At 64.0% G+C, this 17,710-nt stretch carries 20 protein-coding genes and 1 tRNA gene; 13 read left to right on the top strand and 8 right to left on the bottom strand.

Annotated features, from left to right (window positions below; all coding sequences use genetic code 11):
- The first annotated feature begins 8 nt into the window (after nucleotides 1-8).
- Both I6F35_RS08845 and I6F35_RS08840 read left to right on the top strand, forming a co-directional pair.
- Nucleotides 9-314 (top strand): YciI family protein, encoded by a 306-nt coding sequence (locus I6F35_RS08845; RefSeq protein ID WP_225117272.1) that lies wholly within the window; start codon nucleotides 9-11, stop codon nucleotides 312-314.
- The gene (locus I6F35_RS08840; RefSeq protein WP_225117271.1) at nucleotides 314-1,174 is read left to right on the top strand and encodes a methyltransferase domain-containing protein; all 861 of its coding nucleotides are present in this window, start codon (nucleotides 314-316) and stop codon (nucleotides 1,172-1,174) included. Before I6F35_RS08845 ends, I6F35_RS08840 begins: the two co-directional genes overlap by 1 nt.
- 135 nt (nucleotides 1,175-1,309) lie before the next feature.
- Here the strand turns inward: I6F35_RS08840 and pepT are convergent, their stop codons facing one another.
- From pepT to I6F35_RS08800, 8 genes are all read right to left on the bottom strand, one after another.
- Nucleotides 1,310-2,566 (bottom strand): peptidase T, encoded by a 1,257-nt coding sequence (gene pepT / locus I6F35_RS08835; protein WP_225117270.1) that lies wholly within the window; start codon nucleotides 2,564-2,566, stop codon nucleotides 1,310-1,312.
- A gap of 111 nt (nucleotides 2,567-2,677) precedes the next feature.
- Complete coding sequence (locus I6F35_RS08830; protein ID WP_027580650.1) at nucleotides 2,678-2,977, bottom strand: HU family DNA-binding protein; 300 nt, start codon at nucleotides 2,975-2,977, stop codon at nucleotides 2,678-2,680.
- Between the two features lie 329 nt (nucleotides 2,978-3,306).
- A tRNA-Asp gene (locus I6F35_RS08825) sits at nucleotides 3,307-3,383 on the bottom strand.
- Nucleotides 3,384-3,495: 112 nt separating this feature from the next.
- A complete protein-coding gene (locus I6F35_RS08820) occupies nucleotides 3,496-3,705 on the bottom strand; it encodes a hypothetical protein (RefSeq protein ID WP_225117269.1) in 210 nt (69 codons plus the stop codon).
- A gap of 84 nt (nucleotides 3,706-3,789) precedes the next feature.
- Nucleotides 3,790-4,425, bottom strand: a complete 636-nt coding sequence (locus tag I6F35_RS08815) for a haloacid dehalogenase-like hydrolase (RefSeq protein WP_225117268.1) — start codon at nucleotides 4,423-4,425, stop codon at nucleotides 3,790-3,792.
- Nucleotides 4,418-6,040: a hypothetical protein gene (locus I6F35_RS08810; protein ID WP_225117267.1), complete on the bottom strand. Its 1,623-nt coding sequence runs from the start codon at nucleotides 6,038-6,040 to the stop codon at nucleotides 4,418-4,420. The genes I6F35_RS08815 and I6F35_RS08810 overlap by 8 nt, the downstream gene beginning before the upstream one ends.
- Nucleotides 6,041-6,042: 2 nt before the next feature.
- Nucleotides 6,043-7,032 carry a UbiA family prenyltransferase gene (locus I6F35_RS08805; RefSeq protein WP_225117266.1) on the bottom strand — a complete coding sequence of 330 codons (990 nt, stop codon included), beginning with the start codon at nucleotides 7,030-7,032 and terminating at the stop codon, nucleotides 6,043-6,045.
- A gap of 352 nt (nucleotides 7,033-7,384) precedes the next feature.
- On the bottom strand, nucleotides 7,385-7,585 hold the full coding sequence (locus I6F35_RS08800) for a hypothetical protein (RefSeq protein ID WP_225117265.1): 201 nt from the start codon (nucleotides 7,583-7,585) through the stop codon (nucleotides 7,385-7,387).
- 546 nt (nucleotides 7,586-8,131) lie between these two features.
- Between I6F35_RS08800 and I6F35_RS08795 the strand changes: the two genes are divergently transcribed.
- From I6F35_RS08795 to nuoI, 11 genes are read left to right on the top strand one after another with little or no spacing between them, the layout of a single operon-like run.
- Nucleotides 8,132-8,497, top strand: coding sequence for an NADH-quinone oxidoreductase subunit A (locus I6F35_RS08795; RefSeq protein WP_225117509.1), 366 nt, complete (start codon nucleotides 8,132-8,134; stop codon nucleotides 8,495-8,497).
- Nucleotides 8,488-9,078 carry an NADH-quinone oxidoreductase subunit B gene (locus I6F35_RS08790; RefSeq protein WP_225117264.1) on the top strand — a complete coding sequence of 197 codons (591 nt, stop codon included), beginning with the start codon at nucleotides 8,488-8,490 and terminating at the stop codon, nucleotides 9,076-9,078. Before I6F35_RS08795 ends, I6F35_RS08790 begins: the two co-directional genes overlap by 10 nt.
- A gap of 11 nt (nucleotides 9,079-9,089) precedes the next feature.
- The gene (locus tag I6F35_RS08785) at nucleotides 9,090-9,707 is read left to right on the top strand and encodes an NADH-quinone oxidoreductase subunit C (RefSeq protein ID WP_225117263.1); all 618 of its coding nucleotides are present in this window, start codon (nucleotides 9,090-9,092) and stop codon (nucleotides 9,705-9,707) included.
- Between the two features lie 2 nt (nucleotides 9,708-9,709).
- Entirely contained in the window at nucleotides 9,710-10,906 is a 1,197-nt protein-coding gene (locus I6F35_RS08780; protein ID WP_225117262.1) for an NADH-quinone oxidoreductase subunit D, read from the top strand.
- On the top strand, nucleotides 10,906-11,865 hold the full coding sequence (locus I6F35_RS08775) for an FkbM family methyltransferase (RefSeq protein ID WP_225117261.1): 960 nt from the start codon (nucleotides 10,906-10,908) through the stop codon (nucleotides 11,863-11,865). The genes I6F35_RS08780 and I6F35_RS08775 overlap by 1 nt, the downstream gene beginning before the upstream one ends.
- 11 nt (nucleotides 11,866-11,876) lie before the next feature.
- Nucleotides 11,877-12,488: an NADH-quinone oxidoreductase subunit NuoE gene (nuoE, locus tag I6F35_RS08770; RefSeq protein ID WP_225117260.1), complete on the top strand. Its 612-nt coding sequence runs from the start codon at nucleotides 11,877-11,879 to the stop codon at nucleotides 12,486-12,488.
- Nucleotides 12,485-12,694: a hypothetical protein gene (locus I6F35_RS08765; RefSeq protein WP_225117259.1), complete on the top strand. Its 210-nt coding sequence runs from the start codon at nucleotides 12,485-12,487 to the stop codon at nucleotides 12,692-12,694. Before nuoE ends, I6F35_RS08765 begins: the two co-directional genes overlap by 4 nt.
- A 19-nt stretch (nucleotides 12,695-12,713) precedes the next feature.
- Nucleotides 12,714-14,039: an NADH-quinone oxidoreductase subunit NuoF gene (gene nuoF / locus I6F35_RS08760; protein WP_225117258.1), complete on the top strand. Its 1,326-nt coding sequence runs from the start codon at nucleotides 12,714-12,716 to the stop codon at nucleotides 14,037-14,039.
- Nucleotides 14,040-14,044: 5 nt separating this feature from the next.
- Nucleotides 14,045-16,120 (top strand): NADH-quinone oxidoreductase subunit NuoG, encoded by a 2,076-nt coding sequence (gene nuoG / locus I6F35_RS08755; protein ID WP_225117257.1) that lies wholly within the window; start codon nucleotides 14,045-14,047, stop codon nucleotides 16,118-16,120.
- 10 nt (nucleotides 16,121-16,130) lie between these two features.
- Nucleotides 16,131-17,201: an NADH-quinone oxidoreductase subunit NuoH gene (nuoH, locus tag I6F35_RS08750; protein WP_225117256.1), complete on the top strand. Its 1,071-nt coding sequence runs from the start codon at nucleotides 16,131-16,133 to the stop codon at nucleotides 17,199-17,201.
- Between the two features lie 7 nt (nucleotides 17,202-17,208).
- Complete coding sequence (gene nuoI / locus I6F35_RS08745; protein ID WP_225117255.1) at nucleotides 17,209-17,697, top strand: NADH-quinone oxidoreductase subunit NuoI; 489 nt, start codon at nucleotides 17,209-17,211, stop codon at nucleotides 17,695-17,697.
- The last annotated feature ends 13 nt before the right edge of the window (nucleotides 17,698-17,710 follow it).

Below are 17,710 nucleotides of genomic sequence, written 5' to 3'. Positions count from 1 at the left end.
GCGCCGCAATGAGATACTTCCTCTGCAAGCTGGTCCCGCCGCGTTCGACATTCACGCAGGACATGACGCCGCGGGAGGCCGAGATCATGCAGGCCCACACGGCCTGTTGCGAGGAACTGCTGCGGGTCGACAAGGCGATCGTGTTCGGCCCGGTGGCCGATCCGGCCGGTGTCTGGGGACTCGGCGTGCTGCGATTGCCTGACGATACCGACCCGCAGAGCATTATCGCCAACGATCCCGTCATGAAGGCCGATGCCGGCTTCACCTATCAGGTGATGCCGATGCTGCAGGCCGCAACGAAAGAGACCTGCTGATGGACGTCACGCTTGGCCACGAACAGAATGCCGACCAGATCGCGTACTGGAACGGGCCGGGCGGCCAGCGCTGGGCGGACCGGCAGGCGGCGCAGGATATCCTGTTGGCTCCAATCCTCGATATCCTGATCGATCGCGCCAGGCCGGCGCCGGGCGAGCGCGTCATCGACGTCGGTTGCGGCAGCGGCGCGACCACGGTCGCGTTCGCAGAGAAGGTCGGGCCGTCGGGACATGTGCTTGGGATCGACGTATCCGGTCCGATGCTCGAGCAGGCACGGCAACGCGTGATGCCTGGATTGTCGCTGGAATATGCGCTCGCGGACGCAACGGTATATCCATTCGAGCCCGCCAGCTTCGATCTGTTGGCGTCGCGGTTTGGCGTGATGTTCTTCGCCGATCCCGCAGTGTCGTTTGCGAATATGAGGAAGGCGCTGCGCCCCTCGGGGCGACTTGCATTTATCTGCTGGCGTGAGCCGCGCGAGAATCCGTTCTTCATGACGCCGTTGCAGGCAGCCTACAAGCATGTGCCGAAACTGCCGCAGCAGGGGCCCGAGGATCCCGGGCCGTTCGCGTTCGCCTCGGAGGAGCGCGTGCGACGCATCCTCGGCGCGGCCGGCTTCAAGAATGTGGAGATGGAGCCGTGCCCGATCTTGCTCGATGCTGCGATCGGCCGCGGCCTCGATGGCGCCGTGCAGGGTGCGCTCGAGATCGGGCCGGCCAGCCGGGCGCTGCAGGATCAGCCGCCTGAGCTCCGCGCCGCCGCCGCGGCTGCGATCCGCGAGGCGCTCGCGCCGTTCGTCAAGGGCAGTTCAGTGATATTGCCCGGCTCGATCTGGATCGTAACAGCGCGGGCGTCGTAGTTTTCGCCGTCATTGCGCTCTTGCCGTCGTTGCGAGGAGCGATAGCGACGAAGCAATCCATGCTTGCGCGCTTGTGGAGGCATGGATTGCTTCGCTTCGCTCGCAATGACGGACGTGTGCTTTTTTGCGTAACCCTTACGCCCGCTCTTCCCAGATCATCGCGAGGTGCACGATGGTCTGCACCGCCTTTTCCATGTCCTGCCGGCTCACCCATTCCAGGCGCGAGTGGAAGGCGTGCTCGCCGGCGAAGATGTTGGGGCAGGGCAGGCCCATGAAGGACAGGCGGGAGCCGTCGGTGCCGCCGCGGATCGAGGTCTTCACCGGGGTGAGGCCGGCGCGGCGGATCGCTTCGACGGCGTGGTCGACGATCTCCGGATGCCGGTCGATCACCTGCTTCATGTTGCGGTACTGCTGCTTGACCTCCATACGGTAGGTCGAGCGCGGATAGGCCTTCATGACGTCCTTGACGATGGCCTCCAGCAGCATCTCCTTCTCCTTCAGCCCGGCTTCCGTGAAATCGCGCACGATGAAGTCGAGCCTCGCCTGCTCCAGCGCACCGGAGATCGCGATCGGATGCAGAAAGCCTTCCTTGCCTTCGGTGGTCTCCGGCGAGCAGGTGGCCTTCGGCAGCCGCTCGACGATCGCGGCGGCGATCTTGATCGCATGCTCCATCTTGCCTTTGGCGAAGCCGGGATGGGTGGAGACGCCTTCGATCATGATGCTGGCGCCGTCGGCGGAAAAGGTCTCGTCCTCGATATGGCCGGCGGTCTCGCCGTCGATCGTGTAGGCGAAATCGGCGCCGAGCTTCTTCAGGTCGACCTTGTCGACGCCGCGGCCGATCTCCTCATCGGGCGTGAACAGGATCTTGATGGTGCCGTGCTTCACTTGCGGATTGTGGATCAGGAAATGCGCGGCATCCATGATCTCGGCAACGCCGGCCTTGTTGTCGGCCCCGAGCAGCGTGGTGCCGTCGGTCGTGATGATGTCGTTGCCGATCTGGTCGGACAGCGCCGGATGCTCGGCGGCGCGGATCACCTGGGCAGGGTCGGCCGGCAGCACGATGTCGCCGCCGCGGTAGTTCTTGACGATCTGCGGCTTGACGTTCTTGCCGGTGCAGTCCGGCGAAGTGTCCATGTGCGAGCAGAAGCAGATCACCGGCACCTTCTTGTCTGACGTGGCCGGGATGGTCGCGTAGACGTAGCCGTGCTGGTCCAGATGGGCGTCGCTGATCCCCATCGCCTGCAATTCCGCCACAAGGAGGCGGCCGAGATCCTTCTGCTTCTCGGTGGAAGGGCAGGTCGGCGATTCCGGATCGGACTGGGTGTCGATCACGACGTAGCGCAGGAAGCGCTCGGTGACGGTGTGTTTGAAATCGAGCGTGGGAGCCAGCATGGTGACCGCAAGTCCAAAAGAGGGATCGGGCTGGCTCTATAACAGAAAAGCGCCATTCCGGGGCCGCGTCGAAGAGCCGGAATGGCAATGATGGAGCGAAGGGGTGGGCGATCAGATGGCTTCCTTGAGTTCCTTCGCAGGACGGAAGGCGACCTTCTTGCTGGCCTTGATGTGGATCTGCTCGCCGGTCGCGGGATTGCGGCCCATCCGGGCGGCGCGTTTGCGCACCTGCAGGATGCCGAGGCCGACGATGCGGATACGCTCGCCCTTCTTCAGGTGCTTGGTGATCCTCGTCACGACGTCGGTCAGGATGCTTTCGGCCTGCTTCTTGGAGAGTTCCTGGTCTTCGGCGATCGCCGCCGCCAGGTGCTTCAGAGTGATGGTCGCCGGGGTCGCTGCTTTCTTCGCCATATGTGGCCCTCCTCGTGGTGAATGGCTTAAAGAGAAGCGTTTTCGAGCGAAGCGGATACCGGTTCGTTGAGGAAAACGCGTCAACGGGAGATCTGGAGCCCTTGGGGGTCTCGACGGCGAGGGTCCAGGAAACCCTGACATTTCAGGCCTTAGTCGATTCGGACCCTGACTGACTACGCCGTTTCGCCTGAAAACCGGCCGCTAGCTGCGTCGAAACGGCAAAAACCGCCGGCAAACGGAACACCAAGGCGGCAGGTCAGGCGGGGAGCGGATGAAAACTGGATCGGAAGGCGGGTGCGGAGCTAACTATATGAAAGACATCGCCTAAGTGGCGCGAGAGACGGGGCTCGAACCCGCGACCTCCGGCGTGACAGGCCGGCGCTCTAACCAACTGAGCTACTCCCGCGTGATGCGCAAATCCGCGAGACGTGGGGGACTTAAAGGGGCGACCTTTTGAAGTCAAGGATGTTGAAGATTTCCCGAACCTGTAAAGATTTGGGGGAAGGAGAAGCTGTGGACTAAAATTCGTAGAGATCGCGTCCGCGGCGCGCCAGATCCTTGAGATCGGCCAATGTGCCGCGAACGGCGCTGCAGCAGCGGCATTCGATGACCGTCTCGCCGGATGCGACTGCAATGGCCTCGGGCGGTGCCATTTTGATCGAGAGGCTGCCGCAGTCGGTACAGACGATCTTGAAGCCTGTCGTGCGCGTTTGCTGAACCAGATTCATCGGGGGGAGGTCCTGTCGACCCTCTCTATACGCGCCGAAATTTAAGCTTGGGATCGCAACGCCGGTTGCAATCGAGCGATTGCGTTAGTGCTTGTTAACGCTGGCCGCGGGGGACAAATCCAGCGTTGGCCGTCCCAGCGCCAGCGCGGCCTCACGGACTGATCGGTGCGTGTTGACGAGAATGATGCCGCTGGCGCGGGCCCAGACTGCGAGGTCGGACTTGCTGTCGCCGGCGTAGATGAAGCCGGCCGGAAACTGCTCGCGGAGCAGTGCGGCCTTGGCCGGTCCCTTCAGATTTCGCGCGCCATCGGAGGCGATAACCTGATCGAAGAGGGGCAGGCGGAATGCGAGTTGGCCGGCGAGCACGGCGTCAGCGGCGGTAGCAAGCACGATCATGCGGCCGGCCGCCTGCTCCCGGCGCGCCAGCGCGACAACCTCTTGACGAAATTCGAGCCGCTTCCAGTCGATACGGTTGCGCAGCGCAAGCTGGCGCTTGAGCGCGGCGCGTCCTCGCAAGAGCCATCTGGCACAGGCGAGCACGATCAGCGGATTGCGGCGCAGGATCGAGAAGAAGCTCTTGTAGAGAAGGTCTCCCCTGATCAGCGTGCCGTCGAGGTCCAGCACCAGCGGCATCGATGTGGGCAGGCCGAGCAGCGTATCCGCGGGGGCAGTGCTCGCATCCAGCGGCGTTGGGGCGATGTTCAGGGCAAGGTCAGTCACGGATCGCACTCAATTGGTTTGGAGCCGTGCAGGCCACAATCTCGCGTCCGGCGCTCTCCTTCGCCTTGCAGTCGGCATAGCCCAGATTGCGCGCGACCGCTGATCCGCTCTGGTCGGAGGACGACACGATCAGCACCTGCGGCGCCCCGCCGTTCGCCTTGCGGAATTTTGCGAGCTCGGCGGCATCTCGCTCGGTCTCCCAGTCGGCCGTCGCGCGCAGGAAGTCGTGCGACGGCACATATTGCAGCGGGAAGTAACCGAAATAGCGGGTCGAAGGCAGTGTGGAGGAGAGGCCGGCGCCGCGGGCGGCCAGCGCCGCGGTTTGCGCTGCATGCAGGGTGGGGCGAATGCGCCAGGCGAACAGGGAACTCTCGCGCTGGGCGATCAAATCGGCATTGATGAAGGTCTTGCCAGGATTCTGCCGGCCGATCTCAAGCTCGCTTTCCAGCACCGGCGCCCAGCTCTTGTAGGCCACCGTGCGGATCGCGGTCTGGCCGACCAGCCCGGCGATCGCAGCGAGGCACAGGATCCGCGTCAGCGCTTCATGCGGCTGGCGGCTCGCGATGAAGAGCACGACCGCGATCCAGCTATAGGGAGCGAGCCGTTCCGACAGCAGCGCCGAACCGGTCTTCAAGTTGAGGAGCGACATGAGCACGACGAGGATGAAGAAGACGGGCCAGGTCGGGTTGCCCGACCTCACGTGCCGGAGCGCCATCGCGCCGGCCACCAGCACCGCCGCCAGAAGAGGCGCCAGCGCGACCACTTCCCAGGAGGTGAAGGTGAAGAGGTGGGTGGCGGCGGCGATCCGGCGTAGGATCTGTGTGACGCCGCCTTCGCCCGGCACCTCGCCGGGAATGTCCTGATAGGCAAGCAGGAATCCTGCGATCAGCACCAGCACCGGCAGGGCCGCGGCAGTGGCCCAGGCGCCATCGATCAGCAACCGACGGCCGGCGGCGCGCGGGCCGTCATGCTCCAGCGCGCGGAGCGCGCGGGCGATGCCGTCGGCCGCAAGCAGCAGGCAGGCCGCGACCACGGAGGTGATGTGGGTCAGATAGAGCGCCGCCAGGAACAATGCGGTGGCGAGGAAAGTGAAGATGTCGCCGCGCTTGCGCACCTTGCTCCAGAAGCTTGCGAAGAAGAGGAACAGCGGTACGCCAAGCGCGAAATTGTAGAAGCCCCAATGGATGAAGACGCCGAAGGCGACCGGCAACAGCAGCAGCATCGGCAGCAGCGGCCGTTCGGTCTCAGTGCGCGACGCCACGAAGGCGGCTGCGATCCAGATCAGCCCGTACAGGCTCAGAAACAGCGAGTTGGCGAGCAGCGGATTGCCGGTCAGCCGGATCAGGCCGGCGAGCAACAGGTAGATCGCGGAGTTCGGTTCGATCCGCGAATTCCATTGGTAGAAGGAGGCGGCAGGCTCCTGCAGCACGCCGCCCCAGCCGAAACGGGCGATCAGGTCGGCCTGAGCGAGATGCACCGGGCCGTCCTGGGTCGGCACCAGTTTCACCAGCCAGACCGGCCCGTCGAGCAGAAGCGCCAGCGCGGCGAAAGCCAGCGTCGCGACCGCGACGCCGGCGTAATTTCGGGGAGTGCTGAGGGAAGCCGTCATCGACATGGTCAGCGCCCCGCACTGAGATGGATGAGGTTCGAGCTGGTCAGGCTGTTGAGCAGCGGCAAATCGACGAAGGTCAGGATGCCGAACAGCGCCATGGTGACCGCCGCGGCAATCAGCATCGACGGCTGCCGCATCAATTCCTCGGGCCGCGCGGCCGCGGAATCCGGGGTCAACGCGAGCCGCATATAGGCGGCGAACAGCGCGATCAGGAACGGGATCGCGACGATGTATTCGATCCGGTACTTGATCAGGAAGATTGCCATCATGAACGCAAAGCCCTGAGCGTAGACGAGGCAGCTCGTCACCAGGCTCGAATGCGTGTAGACGGCAAAGGAGGGACGATAGGCGGCGAGGTTGGCGGTGCCGCCTGCCTCGACAATGGCGCGATGCTCGGAGACGCGCTTGGCGGCCATCAGGAAGGCGCCGCCGAACCAGTAGGCGAGCAGGATCGAGATCGGCGGGGCGATATGCGGGACCACCGCGAACCAGCCGAACAGGAAGCGCAGCGGATTGTTCAGGGACTCGACGATGACATCGAGGAAGGCGCGGTCCTTGGCTCGGATCGGGCGCACATTGTAGATGATGCCGAACACGACGAACACGGTCGCGGTGAGGGCAAAGCTCTGGCCGAGCTGGTTGGCGACCAGCAGGCCCACGGCGGTCAAAAGGATATATTGGGCGAAGACGATGCTGGGTGACATCGTGGTCTGTACCGCCGGACGCGCCCGCTTGGTCGGGTGCATGGCGTCGAAGGGGGCATCGAGCCATTCGTTGATGGTGTAGTTGGCCGACGACAGCGCCATCGCGACGAACAGGCAGCCGAGCAGGCGTTCCACCAGCGCCGTGTAGTCGACCGGTCCGGTGCCTGCCATGATCATCGCGAAGGCAACCCCTGGCACGATCAGCACGTGCTTGATCCAGTGGTCGGGCCGCGCGATGGCGATGTAGTCGGCAAGACCCGCCGACGGCGGCGCGTAGTGGGTGACGGACATGCAATCCTCCAGGCTACCTCTGTGCCGCATCGGGGCGGATGCGACGGAAGATGCCTTGGAAGGGCAGCGATCATGCCGCAGTGGACGATGAAGCCGGCAGCGTCGCGGAAACCCACGCAACGCGGTTAACAGCGGTAACAGAGGCGGGTTTTTCGGGATTTTCGGCCCGCGGCATAGGCCGAGGACGCGGCTGCGTTTCCATCGGCGCGGGGGCGGAGCCGGGTCCGATCAATCAGGTTATGCACCGGATTGGTACAGGCTGTTCCAAACCGGGGAGGCTGTCAGCTTCGGCCGTGTCAGACGACAAAGCCGCCCGGAGGCGGCTTTCCTTCCCTGTCAGAAAATGCGTCGGTCAGCGGACCGTGGAGGCCCCGGAGCTCGTGATCGCCACCGGCTTGCCAGCCTTCACGACCGGTGTCTGGGCGGTCTGGGTGAACTCGGAATTGTTGCGCGCGGCGATACCCAGGGCTGTAATTGCAATGCCCGCCACCAGCGCCACCACCACGATCTTCAGGTGGGTCGAGCGATCTGCTGAGTGAATCGAGTGGTTCATCCGATGCCTCCGGGCGAACTTTGCCGTCGCCTGTTGGCCAAAGGGGTACGCCCCATCTGTTTCAGGAAGGTTTCGCGGGTTCCCTAAAATGGTTTCGTTGCTGACCCGGGTTGGTTTCGTGCGATGTGCGGCTGGCGGCTGGAGGCAAAGCAGAGGAATAAAGTCACAGAGAAACAGCCTTTGGAGCCGGCTTATCGCCGAGCAATCCCTGGGGATAAAGCCTGCGCAGGGACGGATCAGCGTACCGTTCGATCGGCAGGACCCCCTTGCAGTTCAACTAAACGAGAGGTGCACAAAGACGGCCATTGTGCAGGGTGGATTCGAGCGGTCTGAAGCTGCAAATCCGGGGCACCGATCTTCGACGTCACGCGTTCTTCATCCGGGGCGAGAACGCGCGCTCAACCACGGATGATCGGGGGCGACTGAGCCCGACAGAGCTTTAAAATTGCTTGTCTTGCGCCCTCTGTTGCGCTGCGCTAAGGCTCAAGAATAATTCCAATGAAACGAATCTGCGGCTGTCCGAACCGCAGCAAGAAGGCACCGCCGATGACCGGCATCCTGCAGAATTATCTTCCACTTGTGGTGTTTATTGGGGTCGCGGCCGTGATCGGCCTGGCGCTCCTGATCGCGCCATTCCTGCTCGCATTCCAGCAGCCCGACCCGGAAAAGCTGTCCGCTTATGAATGCGGATTCAACGCTTTCGACGATGCCCGCATGAAGTTCGACGTCCGCTTCTATCTGGTGGCGATCCTCTTCATCATCTTCGACCTCGAAGTGGCGTTTCTGTTCCCCTGGGCGGTGGCGTTCGGCAAGCTGGGCGCGACCGGGTTCTGGTCGATGATGGTGTTCCTGGCCGTGCTGACCGTCGGCTTTGCGTATGAATGGAAGAAAGGCGCGCTCGAATGGGATTGAGCCCAACCGCTGAGACATTCCAGCCGGCGATCGCGCCGGCGCCGAAGGGCATCCTCGATCCCGCCACCGGCAAACCGGTCGGCGCCAATGACCCGTATTTCCGCGAGATCAATCACGAGCTCTCCGACAAGGGTTTCTTCGTCGCGGCCGCCGACGACCTGATCACCTGGGCCCGCACCGGCTCGCTGATGTGGATGACGTTCGGCCTCGCCTGCTGCGCGGTCGAGATGATGCAGGTCTCGATGCCGCGCTACGACGTCGAGCGCTTCGGCTTCGCGCCACGGGCCTCGCCGCGGCAGTCCGACGTGATGATCGTCGCGGGCACGCTGACCAACAAGATGGCGCCGGCGCTGCGCAAGGTCTACGACCAGATGCCCGAGCCGCGCTACGTGATCTCGATGGGCTCCTGCGCCAATGGCGGCGGCTACTACCACTATTCCTATTCGGTGGTGCGTGGCTGCGACCGCATCGTGCCGATCGACATCTACGTGCCGGGCTGTCCGCCGACGGCGGAAGCGCTGCTCTACGGCGTTTTGCTGCTGCAGAAGAAGATCCGCCGCATCGGCACTATCGAACGCTAAGGTATTACGTCATGGACGACGCCAAGCTCGACGCCCTGGGGCAGACGATCGTTAGCGCGCTTCCCGGCGCGGCGAAGGCGCATTCGGTTGCGTTCAACCAGCTCACTGTTGATGTGGACGCGGAGAAGATCGTGGACGTCGTCAAGCACCTGCGCGACGATCCCGCCCTGCGCTTCGTCAACTTCACCGATGTGACCGCAGTTGATTACCCCGAACGCGAGAAGCGCTTCGACGTCGTCTACCACTTCCTGTCACCGACGCTGAACACGCGCATCCGCCTCCGCGCGGAGGCCGATGAGAATACGCAGGTGCCGTCGATCATCGAGGTCTTTCCCGGCGCCGACTGGTTCGAGCGCGAGACCTACGATCTGTACGGGGTCATCTTCACCGGCCATCCCGACATGCGCCGGATCCTGACCGACTACGGATTTGACGGCCATCCGCTGCGCAAGGACTTTCCGCTCACCGGCTTCGTCGAGGTCCGCTACGACGACGAGGAGAAGCGGGTGGTATACGAGCCGGTGCGCCTCAACCAGGAATTCCGCAAGTTCGATTTCCTCTCGCCCTGGGAAGGTGCGGATTATCCGCTGCCCGGAGACGAGAAGGCAAAGGCGGAGCCGAAGGCCTGATCATGAATGAGCAACCGCAGAATCTGCGCAACTTCACCATCAATTTTGGGCCGCAGCATCCTGCCGCGCACGGCGTGTTGCGTCTCGTGCTCGAACTCGATGGCGAAGTGGTCGCGCGCGTCGATCCGCATATCGGGCTGTTGCATCGTGGCACCGAGAAGCTGATCGAGCACAAGACCTATCTGCAGGCGATCCCGTATTTCGACCGGCTCGATTACGTCGCGCCGATGAACCAGGAGCATGCCTTCTGCCTCGCGGCGGAGAAGCTGCTGGGCATCGAGGTGCCGCGGCGCGGGCAGTTGATCCGCGTGCTCTATTGCGAAATCGGCCGCATCCTGTCGCACCTGCTCAACGTCACGACGCAGGCGATGGACGTCGGCGCGCTCACCCCGCCGCTGTGGGGCTTCGAGGAGCGCGAGAAGCTGATGGTGTTCTACGAGCGCGCCTCCGGCTCGCGCATGCATGCGGCCTATTTCCGCATCGGCGGCGTGCACCAGGACCTACCGCCGAAGCTGATCGATGACATCGAAGCGTGGTGCGACCCGTTCCTTAAAGTGGTCGACGACCTCGACACGCTGCTGACCGGCAACCGCATCTTCAAGCAGCGCAACGTCGATATCGGCGTGGTGCCGCTGAAGGAAGCCTGGGAATGGGGCTTCTCGGGCGTGATGGTGCGTGGCTCCGGCGCGGCCTGGGATTTGCGCAAGGCGCAGCCCTACGAGTGCTATGCCGAGATGGATTTCGACATCCCGATCGGCAAGAACGGCGACTGTTACGACCGCTACCTGATCCGGATGGAAGAGATGCGCCAGTCGGTGCGTATCATGAAGCAGTGCATCCAGAAACTGAAATCGCCCGACGGACAGGGGCCGGTCGTGGTCGAGGACAACAAGATCGCGCCGCCACGCCGAGGCGAGATGAAGCGCTCGATGGAGGCGCTGATCCATCACTTCAAGCTCTACACCGAGGGCGTGCACGTGCCGGCCGGCGAAGTCTATGCCGCGGTCGAAGCACCCAAGGGCGAGTTCGGCGTCTATCTCGTCGCCGACGGCACCAACAAGCCCTACAAGTGCAAGATCCGCGCACCGGGCTTTGCCCATCTGCAGGCGATGGATCATATCTGCACCGGCCATCTGCTCGCCGACGTCTCCGCGATCCTGGGTTCGCTCGACATCGTGTTCGGAGAGGTGGATCGGTGATGGTGCAGCCGCCAATACAGTTTGACCGCGCCTCGGGGGCTCTGGAAGGAGCCAACCTGTGGGAGCGGACGGCTGCGCTGGCGCTGTCGACCGGTTCGAAGATCTCCTCACACTTTTCCCACATGGGCTACATCGCCTGCGCCAACCTGCTGCGCAAGACGCTGCCCGAGCGAGACATCGCAGTCAGGCTCAATGAAGACGCGGTGTTCGCGTTTCCCTATGGCGACGGCTATTGGAGCAAACTGCTCAACCGCTCCTACCATTACGAGGACGAGCTCGAGCTTCTGTTCAAGGATTCGGCCGACGTCGACTACACGCTGATCGATTGCGGCGCCAACTACGGCTATTGGTCGGTGCTGGTCTCGAGCAGGCCATTCGGCTCGCAGAAGGCGATCGCGATCGAGCCGTCGGGACAGAACTTCCCGAAGCTTGCGAACAACGCTGATATCAACGGCAACCGTTTCGAGACGATGAAATGCGCGATCGGCGCGGGCAGGGGCAAGGCAAAGCTCTCCGGCACCAAGCACGAGGCGTTCAGCATCGCCGGCGACCAGACCGGCGGTGAGGAAGTGCCCGTCATTGCGCTCGACAATCTGCTCGACGACGGCAAGATCGCACTGAACGGAAAATACCTGATCAAGCTCGACGTCGAGGGCGTCGAGATCGAGGCCATGAAGGGCGGGGCCCGGCTGATGCAGGGCGACAGCGTGCTGCTGTGCGAGGAGCATGGCAGCGATCGCGAGCACACCGTGTCGCGCTACATCCTGGAAGAGACCCCGCTCGCGCTGATCGTCTACGATCCCCGTTCCAATCGCCTTGAAACCGTGAGCGAGCTTTCGATCCTCGATCGTATCAAGGTATCGACCCATGTCGGCTACAACGTGTTCGGCACCGCAAGCGCCTTCTGGCAGGACCGGATCAACGCGCTGAATGCGAAAGCCGTGCGCCGCGTGCAATGAGAGATTAAGAGATGTCCGTCCGCCGACTTGCCCCGAAGGAATTGCAGCCCGAAAGCTTCGCGTTCACGGAGGAGAACCTCGCTTTCGCCAAGCAGCAGATCGCGAAGTATCCGGCGGGACGTCAGGCCTCCGCGGTCATCGCGATCCTGTGGCGGGCGCAGGAGCAGAACGAGGGCTGGGTTTCGGAAGCCGCGATCCGCACTGTCGCGGACATGCTCGAAATGCCCTACATCCGCGTTCTGGAGGTTGCGACCTTCTACACGATGTTCCAGCTCCAGCCGGTCGGCAAGAAGGCGCACATCCAGGTCTGCGGCACGACGCCCTGCCGCCTGCGCGGCGCCGGCGACCTGATCGAGGTCTGCCAGAATCGCATCAATCACGAGCCCTTCGAACTGTCGAAGGACGGCAATTTCTCCTGGGAAGAGGTCGAGTGCCTGGGCGCCTGCGTGAATGCGCCGATGGTCCTGATCTGGAAGGACACTTATGAGGACCTGACCAAGGAGAGCTTCGGCAAGCTCCTGGACGGCTTCGCCTCGGGCAATCCGCCGAAGCCGGGCCCGCAGGTCGACCGTCAGTTCTCCGCGCCGGTGGGCGGGCCCACCACGCTGAAGGAAACCACATGAGGCCTGGTCTCGCATGGCAGCGGGCGGGAAGGGAGGTCGCGATGAAGCACTGGCGTTACATCGCTCTCCACGCGGCGGTCGCCGCCGTGTTCATTTTCCTGCTGCAGCGCTACGGGCTGAACGCCTCGCTTGAATCCAGCCTGTTGTGGGCGCTGACCTTCGGCGGATGCGCTGCGGGGCTCGCTTACGCCCAGGCCAATCGTTGATGTTTGGAAAGTTCTAGGCATGCTCGACGACAAGGACCGCATCTTCAAGAACCTCTATGGCCTCCATGATTGGGGCCTGGAGGGCGCGCGCCGCCGCGGCGCATGGGATGGCACCAAGGCGATCATCGACAAGGGCCGCGACTGGATCATCAGCGAGATGAAGGCGTCGGGCCTGCGCGGCCGTGGCGGGGCCGGTTTCCCGACCGGCCTGAAATGGTCGTTCATGCCGAAGGAATCGACCGACGGCCGGCCGAGCTACCTGGTCGTGAATGCCGACGAGTCCGAACCCGGCACCTGCAAGGATCGCGAGATCATGCGGCATGATCCGCATCTCCTGATCGAGGGCTGCCTGCTCGCCAGCTTCGCGATGAACGCGCACGCCTGCTACATCTATGTCCGCGGCGAATTCATCCGCGAGCGCGAGCACCTGCAGGCGGCGATCGATCAGGCCTATGAGGCCAGGCTGATCGGCAAGGACAACGTCAACGGCTGGCCGTTCGATCTCTACGTCGCCCATGGCGCCGGCGCCTATATCTGCGGCGAAGAGACGGCGCTGTTGGAAAGCCTCGAGGGCAAGAAGGGCCAGCCGCGGCTGAAGCCGCCATTCCCGGCCAATGTCGGCCTGTTCGGCTGCCCGACCACCGTCAACAATGTGGAGTCGATCGCGGTTGCGCCCGACATCCTGCGTCGCGGTGCGGCCTGGTTCGCCGCGATCGGCCGGCCCAACAATGTCGGCACAAAACTGTTCTGCATCTCCGGCCATGTCGAGCGGCCCTGCAACGTCGAAGAGGCGATGGGGATCCCGTTCCGCGAGCTGATCGAAAAGCATTGCGGCGGCATCCGCGGCGGCTGGGACAATCTGAAGGCGGTGATCCCCGGCGGATCCTCGGTGCGCATGGTCCCGGCCGAGCAGATCATCGACACGCCGATGGATTTCGATTCCTTGAGCAAATTGCGCTCGGGCCTCGGCACCGCGGCCGTGATCGTGATGGACAAGTCGACCGACCTGATCCGGGCGATCGCGCGCATCTCCTATTTCTACAAGCACGAGAGCTGCGGCCAGTGCACGCCCTGCCGCGAGGGAACCGGCTGGATGTGGCGGGTGTTGACCCGGATGGCCGAAGGCCGCGCGCACAAGCGCGAAATCGACATGCTGCTGGAGGTCACCAAGCAGGTCGAGGGTCACACCATCTGCGCGCTCGGCGACGCCGCGGCCTGGCCGATCCAGGGCCTGATTGCGCACTTCCGTCACGAGATCGAAGCGCGCATCGACCAATATTCGCACAAGGCCGATATCGATGATGTCGGGGTACGCGACCCCGTGCACATGGTGGCGGCGGAGTAGAAGAAATGACCAAACTGATCATCGACGGCAAAGAGATCGATGTGCCGCCGGAATACACGCTGCTGCAGGCCTGCGAGGCCGCCGGCGCCGAAATCCCGCGCTTCTGCTACCACGAGCGGCTGTCGATCGCCGGCAATTGCCGGATGTGCCTCGTCGAGGTGAAGGGCGGCCCAAAGCCGGTCGCAAGCTGCGCCTGGGGCGTGCGCGACTGCCGTCCAGGCCCCAAGGGCGAGCCGCCGGAAATCTCCACCCGCTCGCCGATGGTGAAGAAGGCGCGCGAAGGCGTGATGGAGTTCCTGCTGATCAACCATCCGCTGGACTGCCCGATCTGCGACCAGGGCGGCGAATGCGACCTGCAGGACCAGGCGATGGGCTATGGCGTCGACACCAGCCGCTTCGCCGAGAACAAGCGCGCGGTCGAGGACAAGTATCTCGGCGCGCTGGTCAAGACCTCGATGAACCGCTGCATCCAGTGCACGCGCTGCGTCCGCTTCTCCGCGGAGGTCTGCGGCACGCCGGAGATGGGCGCGACCGGCCGCGGCGAGGACATGGAGATCACGACCTATCTGGAGCAGGCGCTGAGTTCGGAGCTGCAGGGCAATCTGGTCGATATCTGCCCGGTGGGCGCGTTGACCTCGAAGCCCTACGCCTTCGTGGCGCGGCCGTGGGAGCTCAACAAGACGCAGTCGATCGACGTCATGGACGGCGTCGGCTCCGCGATCCGGGTCGACACCCGCGGCCGCGAAGTGATGCGGATCCTGCCGCGCATCAATGAGGCCGTGAACGAGGAGTGGATCTCCGACAAGACCCGCCACGTGGTCGATGGCCTGCGGGTGCAGCGGCTCGACCGGCCTTATATCCGCGAGAACGGCCAACTCCGCGCTGCGTCATGGCAGGAAGCCTTCGCCGCGATCGCCGCCAAGGCCGGCCGCATCGACGGCAAGCGGATCGGCGCCATCGCCGGCGACCTTGCGGCGGTCGAAGAGATGTTCGCGCTGAAGGAACTGCTGGCGAAGTACGGCTCATCCAATCTCGCGGTACAGGGCGGCGACGCCTTCGACCCGACGGCGGGTCGCGGCAGCTACATCTTCAACCCGACGATCGTGGGCATCGAGCAGGCCGATGCGCTGCTGATCATCGGCTCGACCCCGCGCAAGGAAGCCGCGATCATCAACGCCCGCATCCGCAAGCGCTGGCGCACCGGCCAGCTCAAGATCGGTGTGATCGGCCCGAAGGCGGATCTGACCTATCACTACGACTATCTTGGCGCCGGGCCGGAGACGCTTGCGGCGCTCGCAGCCGGCAAGCATTCCTTCGCCGACGTGCTGAAGAATGCCAAGCACCCGATCGTGCTGGTGGGCGCCGGCGCGTTTGCGCGTCAGGACGGCGCGGCGGTGCTGGCGCAGGCGGCGAAGCTTGCGGTCGATTTCGGCGCGCTGAAGGACGGCTGGAACGGGTTCGGCGTGCTGCACGACACCGCCTCGCGCGTCGGTGCGCTCGATGTCGGCTTTTCGGCCAGCGCCGGCAGCCTGACTGCGGCACAGATGACGACCTCCGGCGCGCTCGACGTGCTGTTCCTGCTCGGCGCCGACGAGATCAAGGTGCCGGAGGGGACCGTCGTGGTCTATATCGGCACCCATGGCGATCGCGGCGCGCACCGCGCCGACGTGATCCTGCCGGGCGCCGCCTACACCGAGAAGTCCGGCATCTACGTCAATACCGAGGGCAGGGCCCAGATGGCGGCCCGCGCTGCGTTCCCGCCCGGAGAAGCGCGCGAGGACTGGGCGATCATCCGTGCGCTCTCGGACGTGCTGGGCAAGAAGCTGCCGTACGATTCGCTGGCTGCCTTGCGTCAGGCGCTGTTCAAGACCGCACCGCACCTGATGCGGATCGACCAGATCGAGCCCGGCAAGGCCGACGATATCAAGACGCTTGCGTCGAGGGGCGGAAGCGCCGACAAGGCGGCATTCAAGAGCCCGGTCGAGGACTTCTACCTGACCAACCCGATCGCACGGGCGTCCGCCGTGATGGCGGAATGTTCGCGCCTGGCGTCCGGGCGGATGCTGACGGCAGCGGAGTGAGCGTGAACTGATGACTGATTTCTTCACAAGCTCGTTCTGGACAGGCTTCCTCTGGCCGCTGATCATCATGGTGGCGCAGAGCGTGCTGCTGCTCGTCGTGCTCCTGATCGCGATCGCCTACATCCTGCTCGCCGACCGCAAGATCTGGGCGGCGGTGCAGATCCGCCGCGGCCCCAACGTGGTCGGACCGTGGGGATTGCTGCAATCCTTCGCCGACCTCCTGAAGTTCGTGCTCAAGGAGCCGACGATCCCGGCGAGCGCCAACAAGGGCGTGTTCCTGCTGGCGCCGCTGGTGTCCTGCGTGCTCGCGCTCGCCGCCTGGGCGGTGATCCCGATGGATCTCGGCTGGGTGATCTCCGACATCAATGTCGGCATCCTCTACATCTTCGCGATCTCCTCGCTGTCGATCTACGGCATCATCATGGCCGGCTGGTCGTCGAACTCGAAATACCCGTTCCTTGCCGCGCTCCGCTCGGCGGCGCAGATGGTGTCCTATGAAGTCTCGATCGGCTTTGTCATCATCACCGTGCTGCTCTGCGCCGGGTCGCTCAATCTCTCCGCGGTGGTCGAAGCGCAGAACACCCGCGGGCTGGCCCACCTGATCGGCCTGCCGCAGCTCACCATCCTGAACTGGTATGTGTGGCCGCTACTGCCGATGTTCGTGGTGTTCTACGTCTCGGCGCTGGCGGAGACCAACCGCCCGCCGTTCGACCTCGTGGAGGCGGAATCCGAACTGGTCGCGGGGTTCATGGTCGAATACGGCTCGACGCCGTACCTGCTGTTCATGCTCGGCGAATATGTCGCGATCACCACGATGTGCGCGATGGCGACGATCCTGTTCCTCGGCGGCTGGCTGCCGCCGGTGGCGCTGCCGCCGTTCACCTGGATCCCCGGCGTGATCTGGTTCGCGCTGAAACTCTTCTTCATGTTCTTCCTGTTCGCGATGGCGAAGGCGATCGTGCCGCGCTACCGCTACGATCAACTGATGCGGCTTGGCTGGAAGGTGTTCCTGCCGCTGTCGCTGGTGATGGTGGTGGTTGTGGCCGCGGTGCTGCAGTTCGCCGGCATCGCGCCGAAGTGAGGCCGTCATGAATATCAACGCAACAGCCCGCTCGCTTCTGCTTTCGGAATTCGTCTCGGCGTTCTTCCTCGCCATGCGCTATTTCTTCAAGCCGAAGCCGACCATCAACTATCCGTTCGAGAAGAACCCGATCTCACCGCGCTTCCGCGGCGAGCATGCGCTGCGCCGCTACCCGAACGGCGAGGAACGCTGCATCGCCTGCAAGCTGTGCGAGGCGATCTGCCCGGCGCAGGCGATCACGATCGAGGCCGGCCCGCGCCGCAACGACGGCACCCGCCGCACCGTGCGCTACGACATCGACATGGTGAAGTGCATCTATTGCGGCCTGTGCCAGGAGGCCTGTCCGGTCGATGCCATCGTCGAAGGACCGAATTTCGAATTCGCGACCGAGACGCGCGAGGAACTGTACTATGACAAGGCCAAGCTGCTCGCCAATGGCGACCGCTGGGAGCGCGAGATCGCAAAAGCGATCGCGCTCGATGCGCCGTACCGCTGAGGTGAGGGCATGA

This window comes from Bradyrhizobium sp. BRP22, from assembly GCF_020194175.1.
Lineage (GTDB): Bacteria > Pseudomonadota > Alphaproteobacteria > Rhizobiales > Xanthobacteraceae > Bradyrhizobium.
Note: the sequence above shows the minus strand (reverse complement) of the source record. Positions and strands in the feature narration are given on the sequence as shown.